Genomic DNA, 21,709 nt, shown 5'->3' on the forward strand with positions numbered 1-21,709 from the left:
ATCGGGTGTTGCGCGCGCGGCGCGGTCCACCGCATCCTCGAAGAACAGGGCTGGCATCATGGGAAAAAGTCACATGGCGACCATCGGGCGGCAATCCGCACGCTTCGTCTTCACCGCATTCCTGTGGCGGCAAATCCGTGCTTTCACGGGGTTCGCCATCTTCATCGGGCTGGCGCTCGGCGTGGCCGCGCTCGCCACCTGGAATGTCGACGACCCGAGCTTTTCCCACGCGACAGGAAATGAACCGGCCAATATTCTCGGCCTCGGCGGGGCCTTCTTCGCCGATGGATTGATGCAGCTCTTCGGGCTTGCCGGCGTCGTGATCCTGCTGCCCGCGCTCGGCTGGTCGCTGTCGCTGGTCGGCGGCCGCGGCGTCGACCGCCTGCCGACGCGCATCGCCTCCTGGGGCATCGGCGCCCTTCTCGCCGCCGCTTCGGCGGGCTGCATGCCCGCGCCGCGCACCTGGCCGCTTCCCAACGGCATCGGCGGCGTAACCGGCGACCTGATCCTGCGCTTTCCCGCACTTTTCATCGGCGCCTATCCTTCTGGCGCGGCCGCCGTCGTCATCGCCACGACGCTGGGACTGCCCGCCGCATGGTTCCTTCTCGTCGCCTCCGGTCTCGTCGGCCGCGAACCGGAACTGCCCGTCATCCCCGGCGCCGGGGACGAGGCGGGCCGCCCGGGCAAGGCCCGCTCGCTGCGCGAAATGGAAGAGGACAATGACGATCCCCATCCGGCCATCATGCTGGTCGCGGGTGCGGCCACCCATGTCTGGTACACGCTACAGGCCCGGCTGCGCCGCCTGACGGGCTTCGAATTCCGCCGGCGCAAGCCGGATCTCGACGGTCCCTACGACTTCAACGACGACGAATTCGGCACGCTGAACGAGCCGGTCCGCGCCAAAACCGCCAGAACCGGCCGGGACGAGCCGTCCTTCGACGCGGACGCGGCGCAGAACCGCCGCGTCATGACCCCGCCGCCGGTGTCGCCCGGCGCGCACGGCGATGTCGACGATCCGCCCTTCGACGACGACGACCGCCATGCCCGCCATGCCCGCCATCCGGCGGATATCCTGATCGACGACGAAGAGGAGCAGGCACACCGGGCCGCGCCCGCCGCCCGCGCCCGCGTCGTTCCCCCGGCCGCTGCGCCGAAGGAAGGCCACCGCGCCCTGCGCGACGCGCAGGGAGAGCTTCTGCCCTCCGACGGTTTCCAGCTTCCCTCCGTCCATCTCCTTTCCGAACCGAAGAACGTGAAGCGCGATGCGAGCCTGACGACCGACGCGCTGGAGCAGAATGCCCGCATGCTGGAAAGCGTGCTGGAGGATTTCGGCGTGCGCGGCGAGATCCTGCACGTGCGCCCCGGCCCGGTCGTGACATTGTACGAGCTGGAGCCGGCTCCCGGCATTAAGTCGTCGCGCGTCATCGGCCTTGCCGACGACATCGCCCGCTCGATGAGCGCCATCGCCGCCCGCGTCGCGGTCGTCCCCGGCCGCAATGCCATCGGCATCGAGCTGCCGAACCAGACCCGCGAAACCGTGTTCCTGCGCGAACTCATCGCCAGCCGCGATTTCGACGGCTCGAAGGCCAAGCTGGCGATCACGCTCGGCAAGACCATCGGCGGGGAGCCGGTGATCGCCGATCTGGCCAAGATGCCCCACCTTCTGGTCGCCGGCACCACCGGCTCGGGCAAGTCGGTGGCCGTCAACACCATGATCCTGTCGCTGCTCTACCGCATGACACCGGACCAGTGCCGCCTGATCATGATCGACCCGAAAATGCTGGAACTGTCGATCTACGACGGCATTCCGCACCTGCTGACGCCGGTCGTGACCGATCCCAAGAAGGCCGTCGTGGCGCTGAAATGGGCGGTGCGCGAGATGGAGGAGCGCTACAAGAAGATGTCGAAGATCGGCGTGCGCAACATCGACGGGTTCAACAGCCGCGTCGAGCAGGCGCTTGCCAAGGGCGAGGTCCTGACCCGCACGGTGCAGATCGGCTTCGACCGCCAGACGGGCGAGGCGATCTACGAGACCGAGGAGTTCGACCTCGAGCCTATTCCCTACATCGTCGTCATCATCGACGAGATGGCCGACCTGATGATGGTCGCCGGCAAGGATATCGAAGGTGCGGTCCAGCGGCTCGCTCAGATGGCCCGCGCCGCCGGCATCCATGTCATCATGGCGACGCAGCGCCCCTCGGTCGACGTCATCACCGGCACGATCAAGGCCAACTTCCCGACGCGCATCTCCTTCCAGGTCACGTCGAAGATCGACAGCCGCACCATTCTCGGCGAGCAGGGCGCGGAACAGCTCCTCGGCATGGGCGACATGCTCTACATGGCCGGCGGCGGCCGTATCCAGCGCGTCCACGGCCCCTTCGTCTCGGATACGGAAGTGGAAGAGATCGTCGCCCACCTGAAGAGCCAGGGCGCGCCGCAATATCTCGAGGCCGTCACCGCCGACGAGGACGAGGAGGACGGCCACGGCCCGGCCGGCACCGGCAATCTCGGCGGTTCGGACGATCCCTACGACCAGGCCGTCGCCATCGTGCTGCGCGACGGCAAGGCGTCGACCTCCTACATCCAGCGCCGTCTCGGCATCGGCTATAACCGGGCCGCATCGCTGATCGAGCGCATGGAGCAGGAAGGCCTGATCGGACCGGCCAACCATGCCGGCAAGCGCGAGATTCTGGTGCCCACGGAGGCGGATGTGCTCGACCGCTGAAATAGAGTAATTCAAGCAAAAGCGCGGAACGCGGTTTCGCGATTCGCGGAAAAGCTCCACGACTGTATTTCCCCGCCGTTTGCGAACGGTGTTCACTTTCGCGCAACCAGCTCTCGAATGGAAAGCGTTGCGTGCTATAGCATCGCCAGCCGGATTCGAATTGAACCGTCACGAAGCCGCCGCGTTTTGCTTCCACAAGAGGAGCAAAGGAGACAGGAATGACTGAAAAGACGCGATTTCCAGCAGGGCATGACATGAGCGCTGCCGGCCTTACGGATGCCGCCACGTCCCGCCGTGCCATGCTCGGCCTGATTCTCGGCGCCGCCGCGGCCGGGTTCATGCCCGGTCGCGCCCGTGCCCAGGGGGCAAGCCCGGAGGCGGCCCAGAAGATCGCCGATCATTTCTCCTCCGTGAAAAGCATGATGGGCGAGTTCATGCAGTTCTCGCCGCGCGGCGACCAGACCAGCGGAAAATTCTTCATCCAGCGGCCGGGCAAGCTGCGCTTCAACTACGACGATCCCTCGCCGATCCGCGTCATCGCCGATGGTGCCAACGTCGTCATCGGCAATCTCAAGCTGAAGACCTGGGACATCTACCCACTGTCGAAAACGCCGCTCAGCCTGCTTCTGGCGGACCGCATCGACCTCCAGCACCAGATGATCCGCGACGTCCAGCAAAGCTCCGACCTGACCACCATCGTCATGGGCGACAAGTCGATCTTCGGCGACCAGACCATCACGCTGATGTTCGACCCCAAGACCAACGACCTGCGCCAATGGACGATCACCGACAATCAGGGCAAGGACACCTCGGTGATGATCTTCAACGTGAAGACGGGCGTGCATTTCGACGAGAAGGTGTTCTCCATCCCCTATGACGACGTGCGCCGTCCCTCGACCATCCGCCGGAACTGACCGCGCGCTTGTTCCGGCCCGGCGATTGTCCTAAAGCTCTCCGCGTCCAACAACAGGGAGCTTGCGGATGGCGCTGACGATCACCACCTGGAACATCAACTCCGTGAGGCTTCGCCTGCCGATCGTCGAGCAGTTTCTGACACGCTATTGCCCGGATATTCTCTGCCTTCAGGAAACCAAGTGCCAGAACGACGTGTTCCCCCTGGCGCCGCTCAGGGCGCTCGGCTACCCGCACATCGTCATCCACGGCCAGAAGGGTTATCACGGCGTCGCCATCGTCTCGCGCATCCCGCTGAGCGAGGATTACTGCACCGATTACTGCGGCGTGGGCGATACCCGCCACATCTCGGCGGTCTTCATGCATGGGGGCCGGCGCATCCGCCTCCACAATTTCTACGTCCCCGCCGGCGGCGACGAGCCGGACCGCACCATCAATCCGAAATTCGGACACAAGCTGGATTTCGTCGAGGAGATGAAGCTCCTGAAGGCCGACGCCGAGCCGGGCGTCTCCTCGATCCTCGTCGGCGATCTCAATATCGCCCCGCTGGAAAACGACGTCTGGTCGCACAAGCAGCTTCTGAAGATCGTCAGCCACACGCCGGTGGAAACCGAGGGCCTGAAAGAGGTCATGCGCCTGGGCGGCTGGCTGGACCTGATGCGCCAGTACACTCCGGAACCGGAAAAGATCTATACGTGGTGGAGTTACCGCGCCAGGGACTGGGCCGCCGCTGACCGCGGCCGGCGCCTCGACCATATCTGGTCATCGCCCGATCTCGGTCCCCATCTGGAAGACATCACCGTGCTCCGCGAGGCCCGCGGCTGGGACCGCCCGTCCGACCATGTGCCGGTCACGGCGCACTTTTCCCTGTAAAGGCCTCGAACTCAGCCGAAGCGGGGCTGCATCGCCCCGGCTTCGGCGGCGAGGCGGGTGATGTTCTCGCGAATGCGCGCTTCGGCAATTACCGCAACTTGCGGATATTCCTCCATCAGGCGGCGGAACAGCGCGCGTGCGATGCGCAGCACCTCGAGGTCTCCCTCCGCCACCGCCGTGAACTTGCGTTCGACCCGCGTGATCAGCGCCAACTCGGAAAGCAGGGTGCCCGGCCCGGCAAAGCCCTGCGGCTCGCCGCGGCCGCCGGTCACGATGGCGACACGGCCGGAAACGACGATATAGGCCGATTCCGCCGGCGCACCTTCCCGGAAAAGCACCTGCCCCCCGGACAGAACCTTCTTCTCCGCACCGAAGGCGACCAGACGCAGGGCGTCGTCGGGCAGGCTGGAGAACACCGGTGCCTGCGAAAGCACCCTGATATCGTCGGCGAGCGCCATTGCGCGGCTCCCTGTCGGTGAGAAAGACCGTTTCCGCATTTCCCCGAAACGCGAAAACGCTCCAACTGCTTGTTTTCACGCATTTCCGGGCACAGAACGGCTGCGCGCCGGAAACGCTTTAAGGAACGATCTTGTAGCCGCCGTTTTCCGTCACGAGGATTTCGGCGTTGGACGGATCGCGTTCGATCTTCTGCCGCAGCCGGTAGACATGCGTTTCGAGCGTGTGCGTCGTCACGCCGGAATTATAGCCCCAGACTTCCTCCAGCAGAACATCGCGCGTGACGACTTTCTGGCTGGCGCGGTAAAGATAGCGGATGATGGCCGCTTCCTTCTCGGTCAGGCGGATCTTCTTGCCGTCGACCGTCGTGAGCTGCTTCTGGCTGGGCTTGAAGAGATAGGGGCCGACCGTGAAGGTCGCGTCCTCGCTCTGCTCGTACTGGCGAAGCTGGGCACGGATGCGCGCCAGCAGGACGGCGAAGCGGAACGGTTTCGTCACATAGTCGTTCGCACCGGCTTCCAGCCCGAGAATCGTGTCCGAATCGGTATCGTGGCCGGTAAGCATGATGATCGGCGGCTTGAAGCCGTTGCGGCGCATCAGCTTCACCGCCTCGCGCCCGTCCATGTCGGGAAGGCCGACATCCATCACCGCCAGATCGATACGGCTGTCCTGCGCCGCGTCCAGCGCCTTGGCCGCGCTATCGGCCTCGATCAGCTCGAATTCGTCATAGAGCGAAAGCTGATCGACCAGCATTTCCCGGAGATCGTTGTCGTCGTCCACCAGAAGAATCGTCCGGGCTGTCATGCGTTGCTTTCGCCTTTCCTCAAATCCATTCATTCTTACGCGAAATTCGCGCGTTCAAAAAGCCCAAAGCTTCAAGCCGGCCGCGAACGTGCTATATGGTCGCACAGCCTTGCGCTTTGCAGGTTTCTGACACAATGGGGAAAATTGGGAAGAAAATGCGGCGCCTCAAGGCCGGTAACGCGACGTTCATCCGCACGATCCTCGTTCGTGCCGCCCCGCGGGACCGCCGGCGCGCCGTTCTTCAGGCCGGTCCGCTGTGCATTCCAGCCGCCATCGGACGATCAGGCATCACGGCTTTCAAACGCGAGGGTGACGGTGCCACACCCCGTGCATCCATGCGAATCCTCGGCGGATACGTGCGCGGCGACCGGATCGCCGATGCGAAATCGCTCCTCGATCTGAAGCGGATTCGCCGCACCATGCTGTGGTGCGATGCGCCCGGCGATGCCAATTACAATCGTCCGGTCGCGCATCCCTTCAAGAAAAGTCACGAAGAGTTGATGCGCGAGGATGGGCTTTACGACATCGTTCTGGTGATGGACTGGAACGTGACCTGCCGGGCGCAGGGACGCGGATCGGCGATCTTCTTCCACCTCATCCGGCCGGGATACGAGCCGACGGCCGGCTGCGTCGCCATCGCCCGGCGCGACATGCTGAGGCTTCTGCCCCATATTGGCCGCCGCACGACGGTCCGCGTCGCACCGTGACGTTCGGACGCGAAAAGGCCGGGCAATGCCCGGCCTTCGCAAGGTGTTCGGAACGGGGTCTCACGCCCAGTCGCGAATATCCACGAAGCAGCCGGCAATGGCGGCCGCGGCGGCCATCGCCGGCGAAACCAGATGCGTGCGGCCCTTGTAGCCCTGACGGCCCTCGAAATTGCGGTTCGACGTCGAGGCGCAGCGCTCGTAGGGCTTCAGGCGGTCGTCGTTCATGGCAAGGCACATGGAGCAGCCAGGCTCCCGCCATTCGAAGCCGGCATCCTTGAAGATCCTGTCCAGCCCCTCGGCCTCGGCCTGTTCCTTCACGAGGCCGGAGCCCGGCACGATCATGGCGCTGACGGTGGAGGCCACCTTCCGGCCCTCGACGACGCGCGCAGCCGCCCGCAGGTCCTCGATCCGCCCGTTGGTGCAGGAGCCGATGAAAACGCGGTCGATGGTGATATCCGTCATCCGGGTGCCCGGCTTGAGGCCCATGTAATCAAGGGCGCGCCACTTGGAGACGCGCTTCGTTTCATCGGCAATCTCGTCCGGGTTCGGCACGACGCCCTGAACGGACACCACGTCTTCCGGCGAGGAGCCCCAGGAGACGATGGGCGGCAGGTTGGCGCCGTCGAGCACCACCACGCGGTCGAAATGCGCGCCCTCGTCGGATTTGAGCGTCTTCCAGTAGGCGACGGCCTGATCCCACGCCTCGCCCTTCGGCGCGCGCGGCTTGGTCCTGATATAGTCGAACGTCGTTTCGTCGGGGGCGATCAGGCCGGCGCGGGCGCCGCCCTCGATCGTCATGTTGCAGACCGTCATGCGGCCTTCCATCGAAAGCGAGCGGATCGCCTCGCCGGCGAACTCGATGACGTGGCCGGTGCCGCCGGCGGTGCCGATCTCGCCGATGATGGCGAGAATGACGTCCTTGGCCGTCACGCCTTCGGGCAGCGTCCCGTCGACGCGCACCAGCATGTTCTTCGCCTTTTTCTGGATCAGCGTCTGCGTGGCCAGAACGTGCTCGACCTCGGACGTGCCGATGCCGTGGGCCAGGGACCCGAACGCGCCGTGGGTGGAGGTGTGGCTGTCGCCGCAGACGATCGTCATGCCCGGCAGGGTGAAGCCCTGCTCCGGGCCGACGATATGCACGATGCCCTGGCGCTTGTCGCGCTCGGAATAATACTCCACGCCGAAGTCCCTGGCGTTCTGGGCCAGCGCCTCGACCTGGATGCGGCTTTCCTCGTTCTTGATGCCGTTCACGCGGTCCGGCGAGGTCGGCACGTTATGGTCGACGACCGCCAGCGTGCGCTGCGGCGCATGAACCTGACGGCCGGCCATGCGCAGGCCTTCGAAAGCCTGCGGCGACGTCACCTCGTGAACGAGGTGGCGGTCGATATAGAGAAGACAGGTGCCGTCGTCCTGAGTGTCGACGACATGATCGTCCCAGATCTTGTCATAAAGGGTACGCGGTGCGCTCATGATTCACATCCGTCCGAAAAAATGGGGAATTCTGGAAAACAGGAAAGGGGCCGGAGAGCCGGCGGCTTCCGGATCAGGAAAGTCGGGCGAGGAGCGCGCCGGAGAATTGCGCATAAAAGCGTGCCGGCAGGCGTTTATGATCCTGCAGCACGACAATTCTCTGATCTGCGCAACCGAATTTGGATTCCATGAGGGTTTCCATACCAGATTTCCACCCGGCCGGCAAGAAACTCTGGAATCGCTTCAAACAGACGCAAAAACGGAAAAGGCGGCCCGAAGACCGCCTTTTCCGCAAGAATGAAACGAATTCTTATTCGCTCGTGGCTTCCGTGGACGCCTCGGCGGCAGCCTTTTCAGCGGCCAGAGCCTGGGCGGCAGCGACCTTCTCGGCTTCCAGACGGGCCTTTTCGGCAACAACGGCAGCGCGCTCGGCATCGTTGAGCTTGCGGGCGCGAGTGCCGGTGTTCTCGACGATACGAGCCGACTTGCCGCGACGGTCGCGCAGGTAGTAGAGCTTGGCGCGGCGGACCTTGCCGCGGCGCACGACTTCGACGCTTTCGACCAGCGGCGAATAGATCGGGAACACGCGCTCGACGCCTTCGCCGTAGGAGATCTTGCGAACCGTGAAGCTCTCGTTCAGACCGCCGCCGGAGCGGGCGATGCAGACGCCTTCATAGGCCTGCACGCGGGTGCGGTTGCCTTCCTTGACGCGGACGTTGACGCGAACCGTGTCGCCCGGAGAAAATTCCGGCAGAACGCGCTGGGCTTCGATCTTGGCGGCCTGTTCGGCCTCGAGCTGCTGAATGATGTTGGTCATGGGTCTAACCTCTAGGTTTTTCTCAATCAGCCAGAACGCTCTCGTCATCCCCTTGGGTATTCCGCAGGGGTGCGCCGTAAGGCGGGAGCGGATTGCGTGATCTTTGTTTGCGGCAGACGGGCGAACCCGTATTTTCCGGGTGGGCCATACACTATCCCCGGCCCGGAATCAACAGGCCGAGCCGGGCAAAACCCTATTTCGCCTTGCCGATAGGCCCCAGATGCGTCTCGGTGAAGCCGCTTGCGTATTTCAGGCCGTAGCCGAGCGCCCGGTCGAGGGCGATATGGAAGGTCCAGACCAGCGCGACCGGCAGGGCAAGCCCCCAGTCGAGGAGATGACCGACGACGACAAGCAGGGCGACGCCGATGAAGCTGTGCGCGGCATTATAGCCTATCGCCCCCAGACGCGGCCCGAAAAGATAGGCGAGGATGGCGATATCCGGCGCCAGCACGAGCAGGGCGAACAGCGTCCAGCTTGCGCCCGTTGCCCAGTAGCCGCCGAGCGCGATCAGCGCGACGGCCAGATTTTCAAGCCGCAGCAGATGCTTCACGTCTTGTCCCGTCTGTAGGCCGTCCACAGATCGGGACGGCGCGCGCGGGTCAGTTCCTCCGCCTGTTCCCGCCGCCACCCCTCGATGGCGGCGTGATTGCCGGAGGTCAGGACGGCCGGTATTTCCTTGCCCTCGAAAACCTGCGGGCGGGTGTAGTGCGGATGCTCCAGAAGATCGCCCTCGAAGCTTTCATGGACGCCCGAAAACGCGTTGCCCATCACGCCCGGAAGAATGCGCACCACCGCATCGAGCAGCGTCAGCGCCGCCGGCTCGCCGCCGGACAGCACGTAATCGCCAATGGAGACCTCTTCCAGCCCCCGCGCCTCGATGACACGCTGGTCGACGCCTTCGAACCGCCCGCAGACGATGACGCAGCCGTCCCCCGCCGCCAGTTCCCGGACCCGGTTCTGGGTCAGCGGCCGCCCGCGCGGGCTCATCAGCAGCCGGGGACGCGTGTCGCCGGCAGGAGAGGCGTGGTCGATGGCGCTTGCCAGAATATCCGGCTTCAGCACCATGCCGGCGCCGCCGCCGGCAGGCGTATCGTCCACGGTGCGGTGCCGGTCGGCGGCGAAATCGCGGATCTGCACCGTCTCGATCAGCCATTGGCCGCGTTCCAGCGCCTTGCCCGACAGCGAATATTGAAGGTGTCCGGGAAACATCTCGGGATAGAGCGTCAGGACCGTGGCGCGAAAGGGCATGGCGGTCACGTGCCCGGTTTCAGCGACTTGTCGCCGTCGATGTCGACAAGCCCGGCGGCGACCGGATCGATCAGCAGCCGGCCGCCGTCCAGATCGATCTCCAGCACGGCCGCCTCCGAGAAGGGAATGAGGACGGGCCGCCTGCCGGGCCCCTTGAGTTCCAGAAGATCGCCCGCGCCGAAATCGTAGACGGCGCTGACATTGCCGTAGCTGCGGCCCTCGGCGTCGACGACCTCCAGCCCTTCGAGGTCGGCATAGAAGAATTCGTCCTCGTCCAGCTCGTCGTCCGGCAGGTTGTCGCGCTCGATATAGAGTTCGAGGCCGTTCAGCGCTTCCGCCGCATTGCGGTCGTTGACGCCGCGGAAACGCACGATGACGACGTTCTTGCCCTCGCGGACCTCAAGCACCTCGAAGATGCGGCCGTCGCCCGAATGCAGGTGGCCGTAATCACCGATCGACATCGGATCGTCCGTGAAGGAGCGCACGCGCACCTCCCCGCGCAGCCCCTGAGCCGCGCCGACGACCGCCACCAGAACCGGATTTTCGAGTTTCGACATCGCATGCCTCCTGATCCGCCCCTTTTAACCGGAGACGGTTCCGTTGGAAACGGAAAACGGGCGGCGTGATGCCACGCCGCCCGTCGAATATAAGGGGAAAGCCGCTTATTCCGCAGCGGCGGCGGCAGCTTCCTCGGCCTTCTGGGCCTTCTCGGCGGTGCGCTCCTGAGCCTTCTTGCCGGGCTTCGCCTTTTCCGGGTTGCTCTTGGCGTCGCGCTTGGCGAGACCGGCCTGGTCGAGGAAACGCAGGACGCGGTCGGTCGGCTGGGCGCCGTTGCCGAGCCAATGCTGAACGCGCTCGACGTTCAGTTCGACGCGCTTTTCGTTGTCCTTGCCGAGCATCGGGTTCCAGGAACCGAGCTTCTCGATGAAACGGCCGTCGCGCGGCGAGCGGGCGTCGGCGACGACGATGTGGTAGTACGGACGCTTCTTGGAACCGCCGCGGGCGAGACGAATCTTCAGGGACATGGGTTTACTCCTTGTGGTGTTTTCTGTGATCAGTGCCCGCCTTGCGGGCGGGGATTTAAGACTGGCCGCCGTGTTCGGCGGCGATGGCTTCATGGTGGCGGATCACTTCCTTGATGATGAAGCTCAGGAACTTCTCCGCGAAATCGGGATCGAGATGGGCGTCCCTGGCAAGGCGGCGCAGGCGCTCGATCTGGTATTCCTCCCGCGCCGGATCGGCCGGCGGCAGGCTATGCTTGGCCTTGAGATGCCCCACGGCCTGGGTGCAACGGAAACGCTCGGCCAGCATATGCACCAGCGCTGCGTCGATATTGTCTATGGACTGGCGATAGCTCAGAAGCTGCTCGCGGATTTCCGGATCGATCATGGTGTCCTGCCCTCACTTCTTCCTGGGAAGGCCGGGCAGTCCCGGCAGGCCGCCGAGACCGGGAAGCTTCGCCCCGCCAAGCCCCGGAAGGCCGCCCGCGCCAAGCCCCGGAAGCCCCGGCGCACCGGGCTTCGTCAAGCCGGCGGCATCCGCCTGCTTGGCCAGCGCCTCGATCTGCTTGGGGTCCATGTTCGACAGATCGGGCATGCCGCCGCCCAGCCCCATCTTGCCGGCGAGGCCGCCCATCATCTGCTTCATCATGCCGCCTTTGCCCTTGCCGCCCATCATCTTCATCATGTCGCCCATGCCGCGGTGCATCTTCAGCAGCTTGTTGATGTCGGAGGCGTCCGTGCCGGAGCCGGCGGCGATGCGCTTCTTGCGCGAATGCTTGAGCAGGTCCGGATTGGCGCGCTCCGCCCGCGTCATCGACGAGATGATGGCGAGCTGGCGCTTGAACAGGCGATCGTCCAGACCGGCGGAGGCCATCTTGTCCTTCATGCCGGCCATGCCGGGCATCAGCCCCATGATGCCGCCCATGCCGCCCATCTTCTGCATCTGGCGAAGCTGGTCGGCGAGGTCGTTCAGGTCGAACTTGCCCTTGGCCATGCGCTGCGCGAGCGCAACGGCCTTCTCGGCGTCGATGTTCTCCGCCGCCTTCTCGACCAGCGAGACGATGTCGCCCATGCCGAGGATGCGGTCGGCGATCCGGCGGGGATGAAACTCCTCCAGCTCCGTCATCTTCTCGCCGACGCCGATCAGCTTGATCGGCTTGCCGGTGACGGCGCGCATCGAAAGGGCGGCGCCGCCGCGCCCGTCGCCGTCCATGCGGGTCAGCACCAGGCCGGTGATGCCGATGCGCTCGTCGAAGGAGCGGGCAAGGTTGACGGCGTCCTGACCGGTCAGCGAGTCGGCGACGAGAAGAATTTCATGCGGGTCCGAGCGGCGCTTGATCTCGGCCATCTCGACCATCAGCGGCTCGTCGATATGGGTGCGGCCGGCCGTGTCGAGGATCACCACATCGTAACCGCCGAGCTTCGCGGCCTGGACGGCGCGGGCGGAAATATCGGTCGGCGATTGCCCGGCGATGACCGGCAGCGTTTCGATGCCGGCCTGCACCCCGAGCTGGCGCAGTTGCTCCTGTGCGGCCGGGCGGCGCGTGTCGAGCGAGGCCATCAGCACCTTGCGGCGCTCGCGATCCGTCAGCCGCTTGGCGATCTTCGCCGAGGTCGTCGTCTTGCCCGAACCCTGAAGACCGACCATCATGATGACGACCGGCGCCGGCGCATTAAGATCGATGACCGCGCCTTCCGCACCCAGCGTCTCGACGAGTTCGTCATGGACGATCTTGACGACCATCTGGCCGGGCTTGATCGACTTCAGCACTTCCGCGCCGACGGCCTTTTCACGCACGCGGTCCGTAAAGCCGCGCACGACTTCCAGCGCCACATCCGCTTCGAGCAACGCCCGGCGCACCTCGCGCAGCGCCGCCGAGACGTCCGCCTCGGAGAGCGCGCCGCGGCCGGTCAGTCCATTCAGAATGGAACCAAGACGGTCCTGGAGGTTCTCGAACATCGACTTTTCCTTTCGCTTGCGGGATCTCCCGCAAGCTGGGATACCAAACCGGCAAATGCAAGACGCGCAAACCGAAAAGCACCCGAGAGCGCAACGCGCTGTCGGATGTTGACCTCCGGGATCTCTTTATACCCTGACGGGTCCCGGTCGGCGGCTCGGAGTGCTTGTCTCTTCGCAGATGGGCGGGGTAAACAGGAAAACGCCCGGAAAGTCAAGCACCCCGGCGCATTCTCACATTTGCGGGAAGTGCGAACGACCGCTTGCGACCCGTCGCCGCCGCCGCTATCACTTCGTCAATGAACCGCCGCACCTTCTTTACCCGGGCCGGGATCGCGGCCCTTCTCGCAACGGCCGGCGGCCTGGCCGCAAGCAAGGCCCATGCGCGCAACCGCTATTACGACGGGCCGGTTTCGGACCATTTCGACGGGCGACACTTCTTCAATCCGGGCGGCGAGCCGCCGAACACCTTCGCAGATCTCATGCGCTGGCGCTTCAGCGGCGGCAGGGTCGAATGGCCGCAGCACTGGCCGAGCCCCTTTCCGCCGGCCCGGCCCGATCAGCGCATCGAAGGCCGGCGGCTGGTCGTGACGATGGCCGGCCATGCCTCCATCCTGATCCAGACGGCGGGCCTCAACATCCTCACCGATCCCGTCTGGTCCGAACGCGCCAGCCCCGTCGCCTTCGCGGGGCCGAAGCGTGTCAACGCACCGGGCATCGCCTTCGCCGACCTGCCGCCGGTCGACGTCGTCATCGTCACCCACAACCATTATGACCATCTCGACCTGGCAACGCTCGCCCGCCTTCAGGCCCGCGACCGGCCGATGTTCGTCACGCCGCTCGGCAACGACGCGATCATCCGCAAGGAACTGGGCGACCCGCGCATCGAGGTGGTGGACTGGGGCGCGCAGACCGGGATCGCCCCGGGCGTCGTCCTGCATTGCGAACCCTGCCACCACTGGTCGGCGCGCGGCCTCGGCGACCGGCGCATGGCGCTCTGGGCGGCCTTCGTCATCGAGACCCCCGGCGGCAGGATCTACCATGTCGGCGACACCGGCTTTCACCGCGGCATCAATTATCGCGCCGCCCGCGAGAAGCATGGCGGCTTCCGGCTGGCCAACCTGCCCTTCGGCGCCTACGAGCCGCGCTGGTTCATGCGCGCCCAGCACCAGAACCCGGAAGAGGCCGTCGAAGGCATGCTGCTGTGCGCCGCCGCCCATGTCGCCGGCCACCACTGGGGCACCTTCCGCCTGACGGACGAAGGGATCGGAGAGCCCCTCGAAGCGCTCCACGCCGCGCTGGACGCCCGCAACCTGCCGCGGGACCGCTTCCGGCCCATGCGTCCCGGCGAGATTTTCGACGTGCCCTGACCGGCGCCGGCACTGGCAATTTCCACCGCTTTCCGCCATATACCACCTGGGAGTGCCCGATCCCGGATACGGCAGACGAAAGGGCACGGCGCCGCCGAGGACGAGAAACGCATGAACGCTACGGTCGAATTCGCCAAGATGAACGGACTGGGAAACCGGATTCTGGTCGTGGACATGCGCGGCCGCAAGGATGCGGTGACGCCCGCCGCCGCCATCGCGCTCGCCGCCGACCCCGCCACGCGCTTCGACCAGATCATGGCGATCCACGATCCGAAGATCGCGGGAACCGACGCCTTCATCGACATCCTCAACTGCGACGGCTCCAAGGCGCAGGCCTGCGGCAACGGCACGCGCTGCGTGGTGCAGGCGCTCGCGTCCGAAACGGGCCGCAAGGCCTTCACCTTCCAGACGGTCGCCGGCATCCTGAATGCGGTGGAGCATGAGGACGGCACGATCTCCGTCGACATGGGCGAGCCCGTCTTCGAATGGGACCGCATTCCGCTTTCGGAGGAATTCCACGACACCGGCCGCATCGAGCTTCAGATCGGTCCGATCGACAATCCCGTGCTGCATTCGCCCTCGGTCATGTCGATGGGCAATCCGCACGCGATCTTCTGGGTCGACCGCGACCCGATGACGTTCGATCTGGAGCGCTTCGGCCCGCTGCTCGAAAACCATCCGATCTTCCCGGAAAAGGCCAATATCACCCTGGCGCACGTCACCGCGCCGAATGCGATGACCACCCGCACCTGGGAACGCGGCGCGGGGCTGACGCTCGCCTGCGGCTCCGCCGCCTGTTCCGCCGCCGTTTCCGGCGCCCGCACCGGCCGCACCGGCCGCACGGTCGAGATCACCGTCGCCTCCAGTCCGAACCGCGGCAGGCTGACCATCGAATGGCGCGAGCGCGACAACCACGTCATCATGACCGGCCCCGCCGAATGGGAATGGGCAGGTGCGCTCGACCCCGAAACCGGCGCGTTCGAACGCAGGCCGGAAGCCGGAGCCGAAGTCCAGTGAGCCGTTGCGAAAGGGGCGGCGTCGAGGTGATCACCTTCGGCTGCCGTCTCAACACCTACGAATCGGAAGTGATACGCGCCGAGGCGGGGAAGGCGGGGCTGAACAACGCCATCCTGTTCAACACCTGCGCCGTCACCGCCGAAGCGACCCGGCAGGCCCGGCAGGCGATCCGCCGCGCGCGGCGCGAAAACCCGCATGCCCGCATCATCGTCACCGGCTGCGGCGCGCAGACGGAGGCGGAAGCCTTCGCCGCCATGCCGGAAGTGGACACCGTGCTCGGCAACGAGGAGAAGCTGAAAAGCGCCTCCTACCGTTCCCTGCCCGATTTCGGCGTCTCGGCCGAGGAAAAAATCCGCGTCAACGACATCATGAGCGTGAAGGAAACCGCGCCGCAGATGGTGAAGGCCATTGACGGCCATGTCCGCGCCTTCCTTCAGGTCCAGAACGGCTGCGACCACCGCTGCACCTTCTGCGTCATTCCCTACGGGCGCGGCAATTCCCGCTCCGTGCCGATGGGCGGCGTGGTGGAGCAGGCCCGCAGGCTCGCCGAAGGCGGCTATCGCGAAGTGGTGCTGACCGGCGTCGACGCGACCAGCTACGGCGCGGACCTGCCCGGAACGCCGACGCTGGGGCTTCTGGCGAAAACCGTTCTGAAGCAGGTGCCGGATATCCTCAGGCTGCGCCTTTCCTCCATCGACAGCATCGAGGTGGACCGCCACCTGATGGACCTGATCGCCGACGAGCCGCGCTTCATGCCGCACCTGCATCTCTCGCTCCAGCACGGCGACGACCTGATCCTGAAGCGCATGAAGCGGCGCCATCTTCGCGCCGATGCCATCCGCTTCTGTCGCGACGCCCGCGCGCTGCGCCCGCAGATCGCCTTCAGTGCCGACATGATCGCCGGCTTCCCGACCGAGACGGACGAGGCGGCGGAAAATTCCGCCCGGCTGGCGGAGGAATGCGGGCTCGGCCAGCTTCATGTCTTTCCCTATAGCCCGCGCCCGGGAACGCCCGCCGCCCGCATGCCACAGCTCGACCGCGGCCTCGTCAAGACACGCGCCGCGAAGCTGCGGGCGCGGGGCGAGGCTCTGCATGCGGCCCATCTCGACCGCATGGCCGGCACGCGCCAGACGCTGCTGATCGAGAACAACGGCATGGCGCATACGGAAAACTTCACGAGCGTGGCCACGCCCGGCTTCACGCCCGGCGATCTTGTGCCGGCGGTGATCGCCGGTCACAATGGCCGCCACCTCATCATCGACACGGAAGCGGCCGACGCCGCCTGAGTTCCCGGGCTTGTCAGGAAAAGGGAAAGCCTCTTTCCGAAAAGACAAGCGACGACACGAAAAACGAAGTACGGATAACGCCCTATGGCCGGTTTCATCAAACGCATCTTCTCCTTCGGCAAGGAGCGTCCCGCAGACGAGGAAAAGCCCGCGCCGGAGGTGAAGGACGCCGCCGGCGAACCGGTCGCGGAAGACAAGACTGCCTTCGAGCAGGCTTCCGAACGGACCGGCGACGAGCCCGAAACCATCCTTCCCGCCGAGGACCTTCCGGAAACCATCGAGGCGCCGGAAAGCGCTGAAGAGCCGCCGGCCGGGGAACCCGTCGAAGCACCGCCCATAGCAATCGCTCCGGAAGAAGAAGCACCCGCCCTGCCCGCCGGCTTCGCGCTGACGGAAGACGAACCGGAAGAGGAGACGCAGCCGGAGGAAGCGCCACAACTGTCGTGGTTCCAGCGCCTCAGGGCCGGCCTTTCGCGCACCTCCTCGCAACTCACGCAAAAAATCTCCGCCCTCTTCACCAAGCGCAAGCTGGACGAGGACACGCTCGACGAACTGGAAGACCTGCTGATCCAGTCCGATCTTGGCGTCGAAACCGCCATGCGCGTCACCGGCGCCCTGTCTTCCGAACGCTACGGCAAGGACGTGAGCGGCGAGGACGTCGCCCGGATCATGGCCGCCGAGATCGAGAAAGTGCTGACGCCGGTCGCCCAGCCGCTGAAGCTAGATCTTTCGCACAAGCCGCACGTCGTCCTCGTCGTCGGCGTCAACGGCACGGGCAAGACCACCACCATCGGCAAGCTCGCCGCCAAGCTTTCCGGCGCCGGCCTGAAGGTCACACTCGCCGCGGGCGACACGTTCCGCGCCGCGGCCATCGAGCAATTGAAGATCTGGGCCGAACGCACCGGCTCGGACTTCATCGGCACAAAGCTCGGGGCCGACGCGGCGGGGCTCGCCTATGACGCCTTCGAACAGGCGCGGGCGAAAAAGAGCGACGTGCTCATCATCGACACCGCCGGCCGCCTCCAGAACAAGACCGAGCTGATGGCGGAACTGGAAAAGATCGTCCGCGTCCTCGCCAAGCTCGACCCGGAAGCGCCGCACACGGTTCTCCAGACGCTCGACGCCACCACCGGCCAGAACGCCATGAACCAGGTGGAGATTTTCCGCAACGTGGCCGGCGTCAACGGCCTGATTATGACAAAATTGGATGGCACGGCTCGCGGCGGCATCCTCGTCGCCATCGCCGCCAAACACAAGCTGCCGGTCTATTTCATCGGCGTCGGCGAGGGTATAGACGACCTGGAGCCGTTCGAGGCCGGCGACTTCGCCAGGGCGATTGCGGGAGTGTGAGAAGAATGGACATCGAGAGCAACCGCAAGGAACGGACGGAGATGGAGGAGAAGATTTCTCCCCTTCTCAAGATGGCGCTGGAACTCGGGCCGCTGCTCGTCTTCTTCTTCGCCAATGCCCGCGGCGAATGGCTCGGCCGGCACTTCCCGGTCCTCACCGAGTTCGGCGGCCCGATCTTCATCGCCACCGGCCTGTTCATGATCGCGACGGCGATCGCCCTTTCCGTCTCCTGGCTGCTGACCCGCCGCCTGCCGCTGATGCCGCTGATTTCCGGCATCGTGGTTCTCGTCTTCGGCGCGCTGACGCTCTGGCTCCAGAACGACACCTTCATCAAGATGAAGCCGACCATCGTGAACGCGCTGTTCGGCACCATCCTGCTCGGCGGACTGTTCTTCGGCCAGTCCCTGCTCGGCTACGTCTTCAATTCGGCTTTCCGGCTGTCGGAGGAAGGCTGGCGCAAGCTGACGCTGCGCTGGGGCATCTTCTTCCTGTTTCTGGCGGTCCTGAACGAGGTCGTCTGGCGCCTCTTCTCGACCGATGCCTGGGTGGCCTTCAAGGTCTGGGGCACGATGCCCATCACCATCGCCTTCACGATGGCGCAGATGCCGCTCATCATGAAGCATTCGCTCGAGCCGCTGGCGGAGAGCAAAGGCAAGGAATGAGCATCGCAGCCCCGCCGGCCAGCCGCCGGTTCTTCTGGTTCGCCGTCGCCTTCGCGCTTCTGGTCGCGCAGGTCGTCATCCTCCATGCAATGGGCCGCGTTCCGATCTGCGAATGCGGCTACGTCAAGCTGTTCGAGCCGGGAGTGAACACCTCCGGCAATTCCCAGCATCTCTCCGACTGGTATACGCCGTCGCACATCATCCACGGCTTCCTGTTCTACGGCCTCGCCTGGCTGCTGTTGCGCAGCCAGCCTTTCGCGGCGCGGCTTTCCTTCGCCGTCCTTATCGAGGCTGCCTGGGAAATCGCCGAGAACTCGCCGATGATCATCGACCGCTACCGCAACGCTACGATGGCGCTTGGCTATAGCGGCGACAGCATCCTGAACTCGGGCATGGATACCGTCTTCATGGCGCTTGGCTTCCTCTTCGCCGCCCGCGTGCCCGTCTGGGTCACGGTCGCCCTTGCCATTGCCTTCGAATTGCTGACGCTGTTCGTCATCCGAGACAATCTGACGCTGAACGTGCTGATGCTCGTCTATCCCGTCGAGGCAATCAAGACCTGGCAGGACGCGCTCTGACGCCGGCCGGCAGCCCCTTCCTTCCTCCTGTCAGGAGGACGGTGCGGCGAGCGCCTTTTCGATCGCAGGCAGCAGCCCTTCCTTCAGGCTGACCGGATCGAACGGGCCGACCTTCTTGTAGAGGATCGTTCCGTCGGCTCCGACCAGATAGCTTTCCGGAATCCCGTAGACGCCCCAGTCGATGGCGGCCTTGCCGTTGGGGTCGACGCCGATGGCCTGAAACGGATTGCCCAGCTCGCCGAGGAAGCGCAGCGCATTGTCGTTGCGATCCTTGTAGTTGATGCCGACGACGGTCAGGCGCGGGTCCTTCGACAGTTCCAGCAGCACCGGATGCTCCTCGCGGCAGGGAACGCACCAGGAGGCGAAGACGTTGACGAGCGTCAGCCGCCCCCGAACCGCGGCATCCGTCAGGGCCGGCGTGCCGGAGCCTTCCAGCGGCGGCATCGCCAGCGAAGGCGCCTTCGTGCCGATCAGCGCGGAGGGGATGGCGGAAATGTCCTTGCCGTGGACTTCCTGATCATAGAGCACCTTGCCGCTGACGACGGCGAAGCCGGCAAACAGCGCCAGGGGAACGAGCATCAGCGCATAGCGGCCATAGGGGCGGCGCCTGCCCTGCCGGGGCCGGTCCTGCGCGCTCATGCCGCCTCGCCCGCCGCCGCCCTAGCGGCCGAACGGCGGCGATGGCCGGCCGCTTCAAGCTCGGCAAGGTCGCGCTGGCGTCCCCGCCCGTCGAGCCAGACCCAGAGACAGAGCACGGCCACCACGAAACCCGTAACGGCATAGGAAGCAGCGATATAGAAGGTGTGGCTCATCCGCGTTCCTCCTCACGTCCGGCCATGCGGGCCGCCAGGCGCCGCTGTGCCGTAACGCGCCGGCGCCAGATTTCGTTGCGCATGGCTGCGACATGCAGCGTGAAAAACAGCATGGTGAAGGCAACGGCCATCACCAGAAGCGGCCACAGGAAGACCGGATCGATGCTCGGGCCGTCCATGCGGATCACGCTGGCGGGCTGATGCAGCGTGTTCCACCACTCGACGGAGAACTTGATGATCGGGATGTTGACGAACCCGACGAGGATCAGCACCGAGGAAACGCGCGCGGCCTTCGCCGGATCGTCCATCGCACGGTTGAGCGCGATCAGCCCGAGATACATCAGGAACAGGATGAACACGGAGGTCAGCCGTGCATCCCACACCCACCAGGTGCCCCACATCGGCTTGCCCCAGAGCGAGCCGGTGATCAGCGCGATCAGCGTGAACGCGGCCCCGAGCGGTGCTGCGGCCCGGTGGCTGACATCGGCCAGCGGATGGCGCCAGACCAATGTGCCGATCGCCGAAACCGCCATGACCGAATAACACATCATGGCCAGCCATGCGGCGGGCACATGCACATACATGATGCGCACGGTATAGCCCTGCTGGTAGTCGCCGGTGCCGGAAAAGCTCATGTAGAGCCCGAGCGCGAAGAGAAGACCGGTCAGGCCGATCATCCACGGAAGGACGCTGCGACAGAGCGCCAGGAAGCGCGTCGGGTTGGCAAGGCCGGTAACTTTGTTCAGGACTAGGCTGGTTGTGCTCATGATCCTATTTAACCCCGCTACCTGCCGCCCGCAATTGATCCTGGTCAATCCGAACTCTGTCTCAGCGCACCTGCCGCCGCCAGCGGACCGAGGGCGGCGAAAAGGAGCGTCAACGCCGAGAGTATCATGAAAGGCGGCAGGAAGGGCGCCGGGTCCTCGACCGCCGCATAGGTCGCGGACACGCCGAAGATCAGCACCGGAATGGTGAAGGGCAGCACGAGGATCGACACGAGCAGCCCGCCGCGCGGCAGCGCCACGGCCACCGCAGCCCCCACCGCCCCGATGAAGGTGATGGCCGGCGAGCCGACGAGAAGCGTCAGCATGACGGCGCCGATGGCCACCTCGTTCATGTTCATGAACAGCGAAAGCAGGGGCGAGGCGATGACGAGCGGCAGGCCCGTGCCCGCCCAGTGCGCCAGGCACTTGACGAAGACGGTGAGCGCCAGCGGCGTGTCCTGCATCAGGATGAGATCGAGCGAACCGTCGTCGCGCTCGGCCTGAAAGAGCCGGTCGAGCCCCAGCAGCGCAGCGAGCAGCGCGCCGATCCAGACGATGGCCGGGCCGATCCGCGACAGCAGGTTGAGGTCCGGCCCGACGCCGAACGGCACCACCGCCACCACGGTCATGAAGAAGAGAACCCCGATCAGCGCGCCGCCGCCAGCGCGCACGGACAGTTTCAGGTCACGAAGAAAGAGCGCCATCATGCGGGTGTCCTCCGCAGAGAGGGCGCTGCCCCCTCTGGCCTGCCGGCCATCTCCCCCACAAGGGGGGAGAAGACCCGCGGCGCGCTCATCGTTCCGAGATCGGGCATAAACGCTGTGTCCATCGTTCTCCCCCCTTGTGGGGGAGATGGCGGCAGCCGGAGGGGGTATCGGCACCCCGCACCCTTGCCGCCGC

At 65.4% G+C, this 21,709-nt stretch carries 25 protein-coding genes; 11 read left to right on the forward strand and 14 right to left on the reverse strand.

Annotated elements, in window-relative coordinates:
* The first annotated feature begins 58 nt into the window (after window positions 1–58).
* From NOF55_RS19525 to NOF55_RS19535, 3 genes are all read left to right on the forward strand, one after another.
* Window positions 59–2,725: an FtsK/SpoIIIE family DNA translocase gene (locus NOF55_RS19525; protein WP_306412790.1), complete on the forward strand. Its 2,667-nt coding sequence runs from the start codon at window positions 59–61 to the stop codon at window positions 2,723–2,725.
* A gap of 299 nt (window positions 2,726–3,024) precedes the next feature.
* Window positions 3,025–3,639 (forward strand): outer membrane lipoprotein carrier protein LolA, encoded by a 615-nt coding sequence (locus NOF55_RS19530; protein ID WP_370869012.1) that lies wholly within the window; start codon window positions 3,025–3,027, stop codon window positions 3,637–3,639.
* A gap of 67 nt (window positions 3,640–3,706) precedes the next feature.
* Window positions 3,707–4,510 carry an exodeoxyribonuclease III gene (locus tag NOF55_RS19535; RefSeq protein ID WP_306412792.1) on the forward strand — a complete coding sequence of 268 codons (804 nt, stop codon included), beginning with the start codon at window positions 3,707–3,709 and terminating at the stop codon, window positions 4,508–4,510.
* A gap of 11 nt (window positions 4,511–4,521) precedes the next feature.
* Here NOF55_RS19535 and NOF55_RS19540 read toward each other — a convergent pair whose 3' ends face one another.
* Together NOF55_RS19540 and NOF55_RS19545 are read right to left on the reverse strand one after the other, a co-directional pair.
* Entirely contained in the window at window positions 4,522–4,968 is a 447-nt protein-coding gene (locus NOF55_RS19540; RefSeq protein WP_306412793.1) for a cyclic nucleotide-binding domain-containing protein, read from the reverse strand.
* Between the two features lie 118 nt (window positions 4,969–5,086).
* Window positions 5,087–5,770: a response regulator transcription factor gene (locus NOF55_RS19545; RefSeq protein ID WP_306412794.1), complete on the reverse strand. Its 684-nt coding sequence runs from the start codon at window positions 5,768–5,770 to the stop codon at window positions 5,087–5,089.
* Window positions 5,771–5,925: 155 nt separating this feature from the next.
* Between NOF55_RS19545 and NOF55_RS19550 the strand changes: the two genes are divergently transcribed.
* Window positions 5,926–6,477 carry a L,D-transpeptidase family protein gene (locus NOF55_RS19550; RefSeq protein ID WP_306412795.1) on the forward strand — a complete coding sequence of 184 codons (552 nt, stop codon included), beginning with the start codon at window positions 5,926–5,928 and terminating at the stop codon, window positions 6,475–6,477.
* Window positions 6,478–6,537: 60 nt separating this feature from the next.
* Here NOF55_RS19550 and leuC read toward each other — a convergent pair whose 3' ends face one another.
* On the reverse strand, window positions 6,538–7,947 hold the full coding sequence (gene leuC / locus NOF55_RS19555) for a 3-isopropylmalate dehydratase large subunit (protein WP_306412796.1): 1,410 nt from the start codon (window positions 7,945–7,947) through the stop codon (window positions 6,538–6,540).
* On the opposite strand from leuC, the gene NOF55_RS19560 reads away from it, so the two are divergent.
* The gene (locus NOF55_RS19560; protein WP_306412928.1) at window positions 7,946–8,248 is read left to right on the forward strand and encodes a hypothetical protein; all 303 of its coding nucleotides are present in this window, start codon (window positions 7,946–7,948) and stop codon (window positions 8,246–8,248) included. The genes leuC and NOF55_RS19560 overlap by 2 nt on opposite strands.
* 9 nt (window positions 8,249–8,257) lie before the next feature.
* Here the strand turns inward: NOF55_RS19560 and rplS are convergent, their stop codons facing one another.
* The 7 genes from rplS to ffh form a co-directional block, all read right to left on the reverse strand.
* Window positions 8,258–8,764 (reverse strand): 50S ribosomal protein L19, encoded by a 507-nt coding sequence (gene rplS / locus NOF55_RS19565; RefSeq protein ID WP_306412797.1) that lies wholly within the window; start codon window positions 8,762–8,764, stop codon window positions 8,258–8,260.
* A 193-nt stretch (window positions 8,765–8,957) separates the two neighbouring features.
* Complete coding sequence (locus NOF55_RS19570) at window positions 8,958–9,314, reverse strand: DUF4260 domain-containing protein (RefSeq protein WP_306412798.1); 357 nt, start codon at window positions 9,312–9,314, stop codon at window positions 8,958–8,960.
* Window positions 9,311–10,012: a tRNA (guanosine(37)-N1)-methyltransferase TrmD gene (gene trmD, locus NOF55_RS19575; protein ID WP_306412922.1), complete on the reverse strand. Its 702-nt coding sequence runs from the start codon at window positions 10,010–10,012 to the stop codon at window positions 9,311–9,313. The genes NOF55_RS19570 and trmD overlap by 4 nt, the downstream gene beginning before the upstream one ends.
* 5 nt (window positions 10,013–10,017) lie before the next feature.
* The gene (gene rimM / locus NOF55_RS19580) at window positions 10,018–10,569 is read right to left on the reverse strand and encodes a ribosome maturation factor RimM (RefSeq protein ID WP_306412799.1); all 552 of its coding nucleotides are present in this window, start codon (window positions 10,567–10,569) and stop codon (window positions 10,018–10,020) included.
* Between the two features lie 105 nt (window positions 10,570–10,674).
* On the reverse strand, window positions 10,675–11,037 hold the full coding sequence (gene rpsP, locus NOF55_RS19585) for a 30S ribosomal protein S16 (RefSeq protein ID WP_306412800.1): 363 nt from the start codon (window positions 11,035–11,037) through the stop codon (window positions 10,675–10,677).
* Window positions 11,038–11,092: 55 nt separating this feature from the next.
* Window positions 11,093–11,401: a chorismate mutase gene (locus tag NOF55_RS19590; RefSeq protein ID WP_306412801.1), complete on the reverse strand. Its 309-nt coding sequence runs from the start codon at window positions 11,399–11,401 to the stop codon at window positions 11,093–11,095.
* Window positions 11,402–11,413: 12 nt separating this feature from the next.
* Window positions 11,414–12,973 (reverse strand): signal recognition particle protein, encoded by a 1,560-nt coding sequence (gene ffh, locus NOF55_RS19595; RefSeq protein ID WP_306412802.1) that lies wholly within the window; start codon window positions 12,971–12,973, stop codon window positions 11,414–11,416.
* Window positions 12,974–13,269: 296 nt separating this feature from the next.
* Here ffh and NOF55_RS19600 point away from each other — a divergent pair, with 296 nt between their 5' ends.
* From NOF55_RS19600 to NOF55_RS19625, 6 genes are all read left to right on the forward strand, one after another.
* Window positions 13,270–14,340 carry an MBL fold metallo-hydrolase gene (locus tag NOF55_RS19600; protein ID WP_306412803.1) on the forward strand — a complete coding sequence of 357 codons (1,071 nt, stop codon included), beginning with the start codon at window positions 13,270–13,272 and terminating at the stop codon, window positions 14,338–14,340.
* Between the two features lie 111 nt (window positions 14,341–14,451).
* A complete protein-coding gene (gene dapF / locus NOF55_RS19605; RefSeq protein WP_306412804.1) occupies window positions 14,452–15,357 on the forward strand; it encodes a diaminopimelate epimerase in 906 nt (301 codons plus the stop codon).
* Entirely contained in the window at window positions 15,279–16,643 is a 1,365-nt protein-coding gene (mtaB, locus tag NOF55_RS19610) for a tRNA (N(6)-L-threonylcarbamoyladenosine(37)-C(2))-methylthiotransferase MtaB (protein WP_306412805.1), read from the forward strand. Before dapF ends, mtaB begins: the two co-directional genes overlap by 79 nt.
* Window positions 16,644–16,727: 84 nt before the next feature.
* Window positions 16,728–17,993 carry a signal recognition particle-docking protein FtsY gene (gene ftsY / locus NOF55_RS19615; protein ID WP_306412806.1) on the forward strand — a complete coding sequence of 422 codons (1,266 nt, stop codon included), beginning with the start codon at window positions 16,728–16,730 and terminating at the stop codon, window positions 17,991–17,993.
* Window positions 17,994–17,998: 5 nt separating this feature from the next.
* Window positions 17,999–18,655 carry a septation protein A gene (locus NOF55_RS19620; protein ID WP_306412807.1) on the forward strand — a complete coding sequence of 219 codons (657 nt, stop codon included), beginning with the start codon at window positions 17,999–18,001 and terminating at the stop codon, window positions 18,653–18,655.
* Complete coding sequence (locus tag NOF55_RS19625; RefSeq protein WP_306412808.1) at window positions 18,652–19,233, forward strand: DUF2585 domain-containing protein; 582 nt, start codon at window positions 18,652–18,654, stop codon at window positions 19,231–19,233. Before NOF55_RS19620 ends, NOF55_RS19625 begins: the two co-directional genes overlap by 4 nt.
* A 30-nt stretch (window positions 19,234–19,263) precedes the next feature.
* Here NOF55_RS19625 and NOF55_RS19630 read toward each other — a convergent pair whose 3' ends face one another.
* Genes NOF55_RS19630 through ccmB form a run of 4 tightly spaced genes read right to left on the reverse strand, consistent with a single transcriptional unit; the run spans window position 19,264 to window position 21,516 of the window.
* Complete coding sequence (locus NOF55_RS19630) at window positions 19,264–19,872, reverse strand: DsbE family thiol:disulfide interchange protein (RefSeq protein ID WP_306412809.1); 609 nt, start codon at window positions 19,870–19,872, stop codon at window positions 19,264–19,266.
* A complete protein-coding gene (ccmD, locus tag NOF55_RS19635) occupies window positions 19,869–20,045 on the reverse strand; it encodes a heme exporter protein CcmD (protein WP_306412810.1) in 177 nt (58 codons plus the stop codon). The genes NOF55_RS19630 and ccmD overlap by 4 nt, the downstream gene beginning before the upstream one ends.
* Complete coding sequence (locus tag NOF55_RS19640) at window positions 20,042–20,812, reverse strand: heme ABC transporter permease (RefSeq protein ID WP_306412811.1); 771 nt, start codon at window positions 20,810–20,812, stop codon at window positions 20,042–20,044. The genes ccmD and NOF55_RS19640 overlap by 4 nt, the downstream gene beginning before the upstream one ends.
* Before the next feature lie 44 nt (window positions 20,813–20,856).
* Window positions 20,857–21,516: a heme exporter protein CcmB gene (gene ccmB / locus NOF55_RS19645; protein ID WP_306412812.1), complete on the reverse strand. Its 660-nt coding sequence runs from the start codon at window positions 21,514–21,516 to the stop codon at window positions 20,857–20,859.
* Window positions 21,517–21,709 lie beyond the last annotated feature (193 nt).

The sequence above is a fragment of the Ectorhizobium quercum genome (genome assembly GCF_026552795.1).
Taxonomy (GTDB): domain Bacteria; phylum Pseudomonadota; class Alphaproteobacteria; order Rhizobiales; family Rhizobiaceae; genus Ectorhizobium; species Ectorhizobium quercum.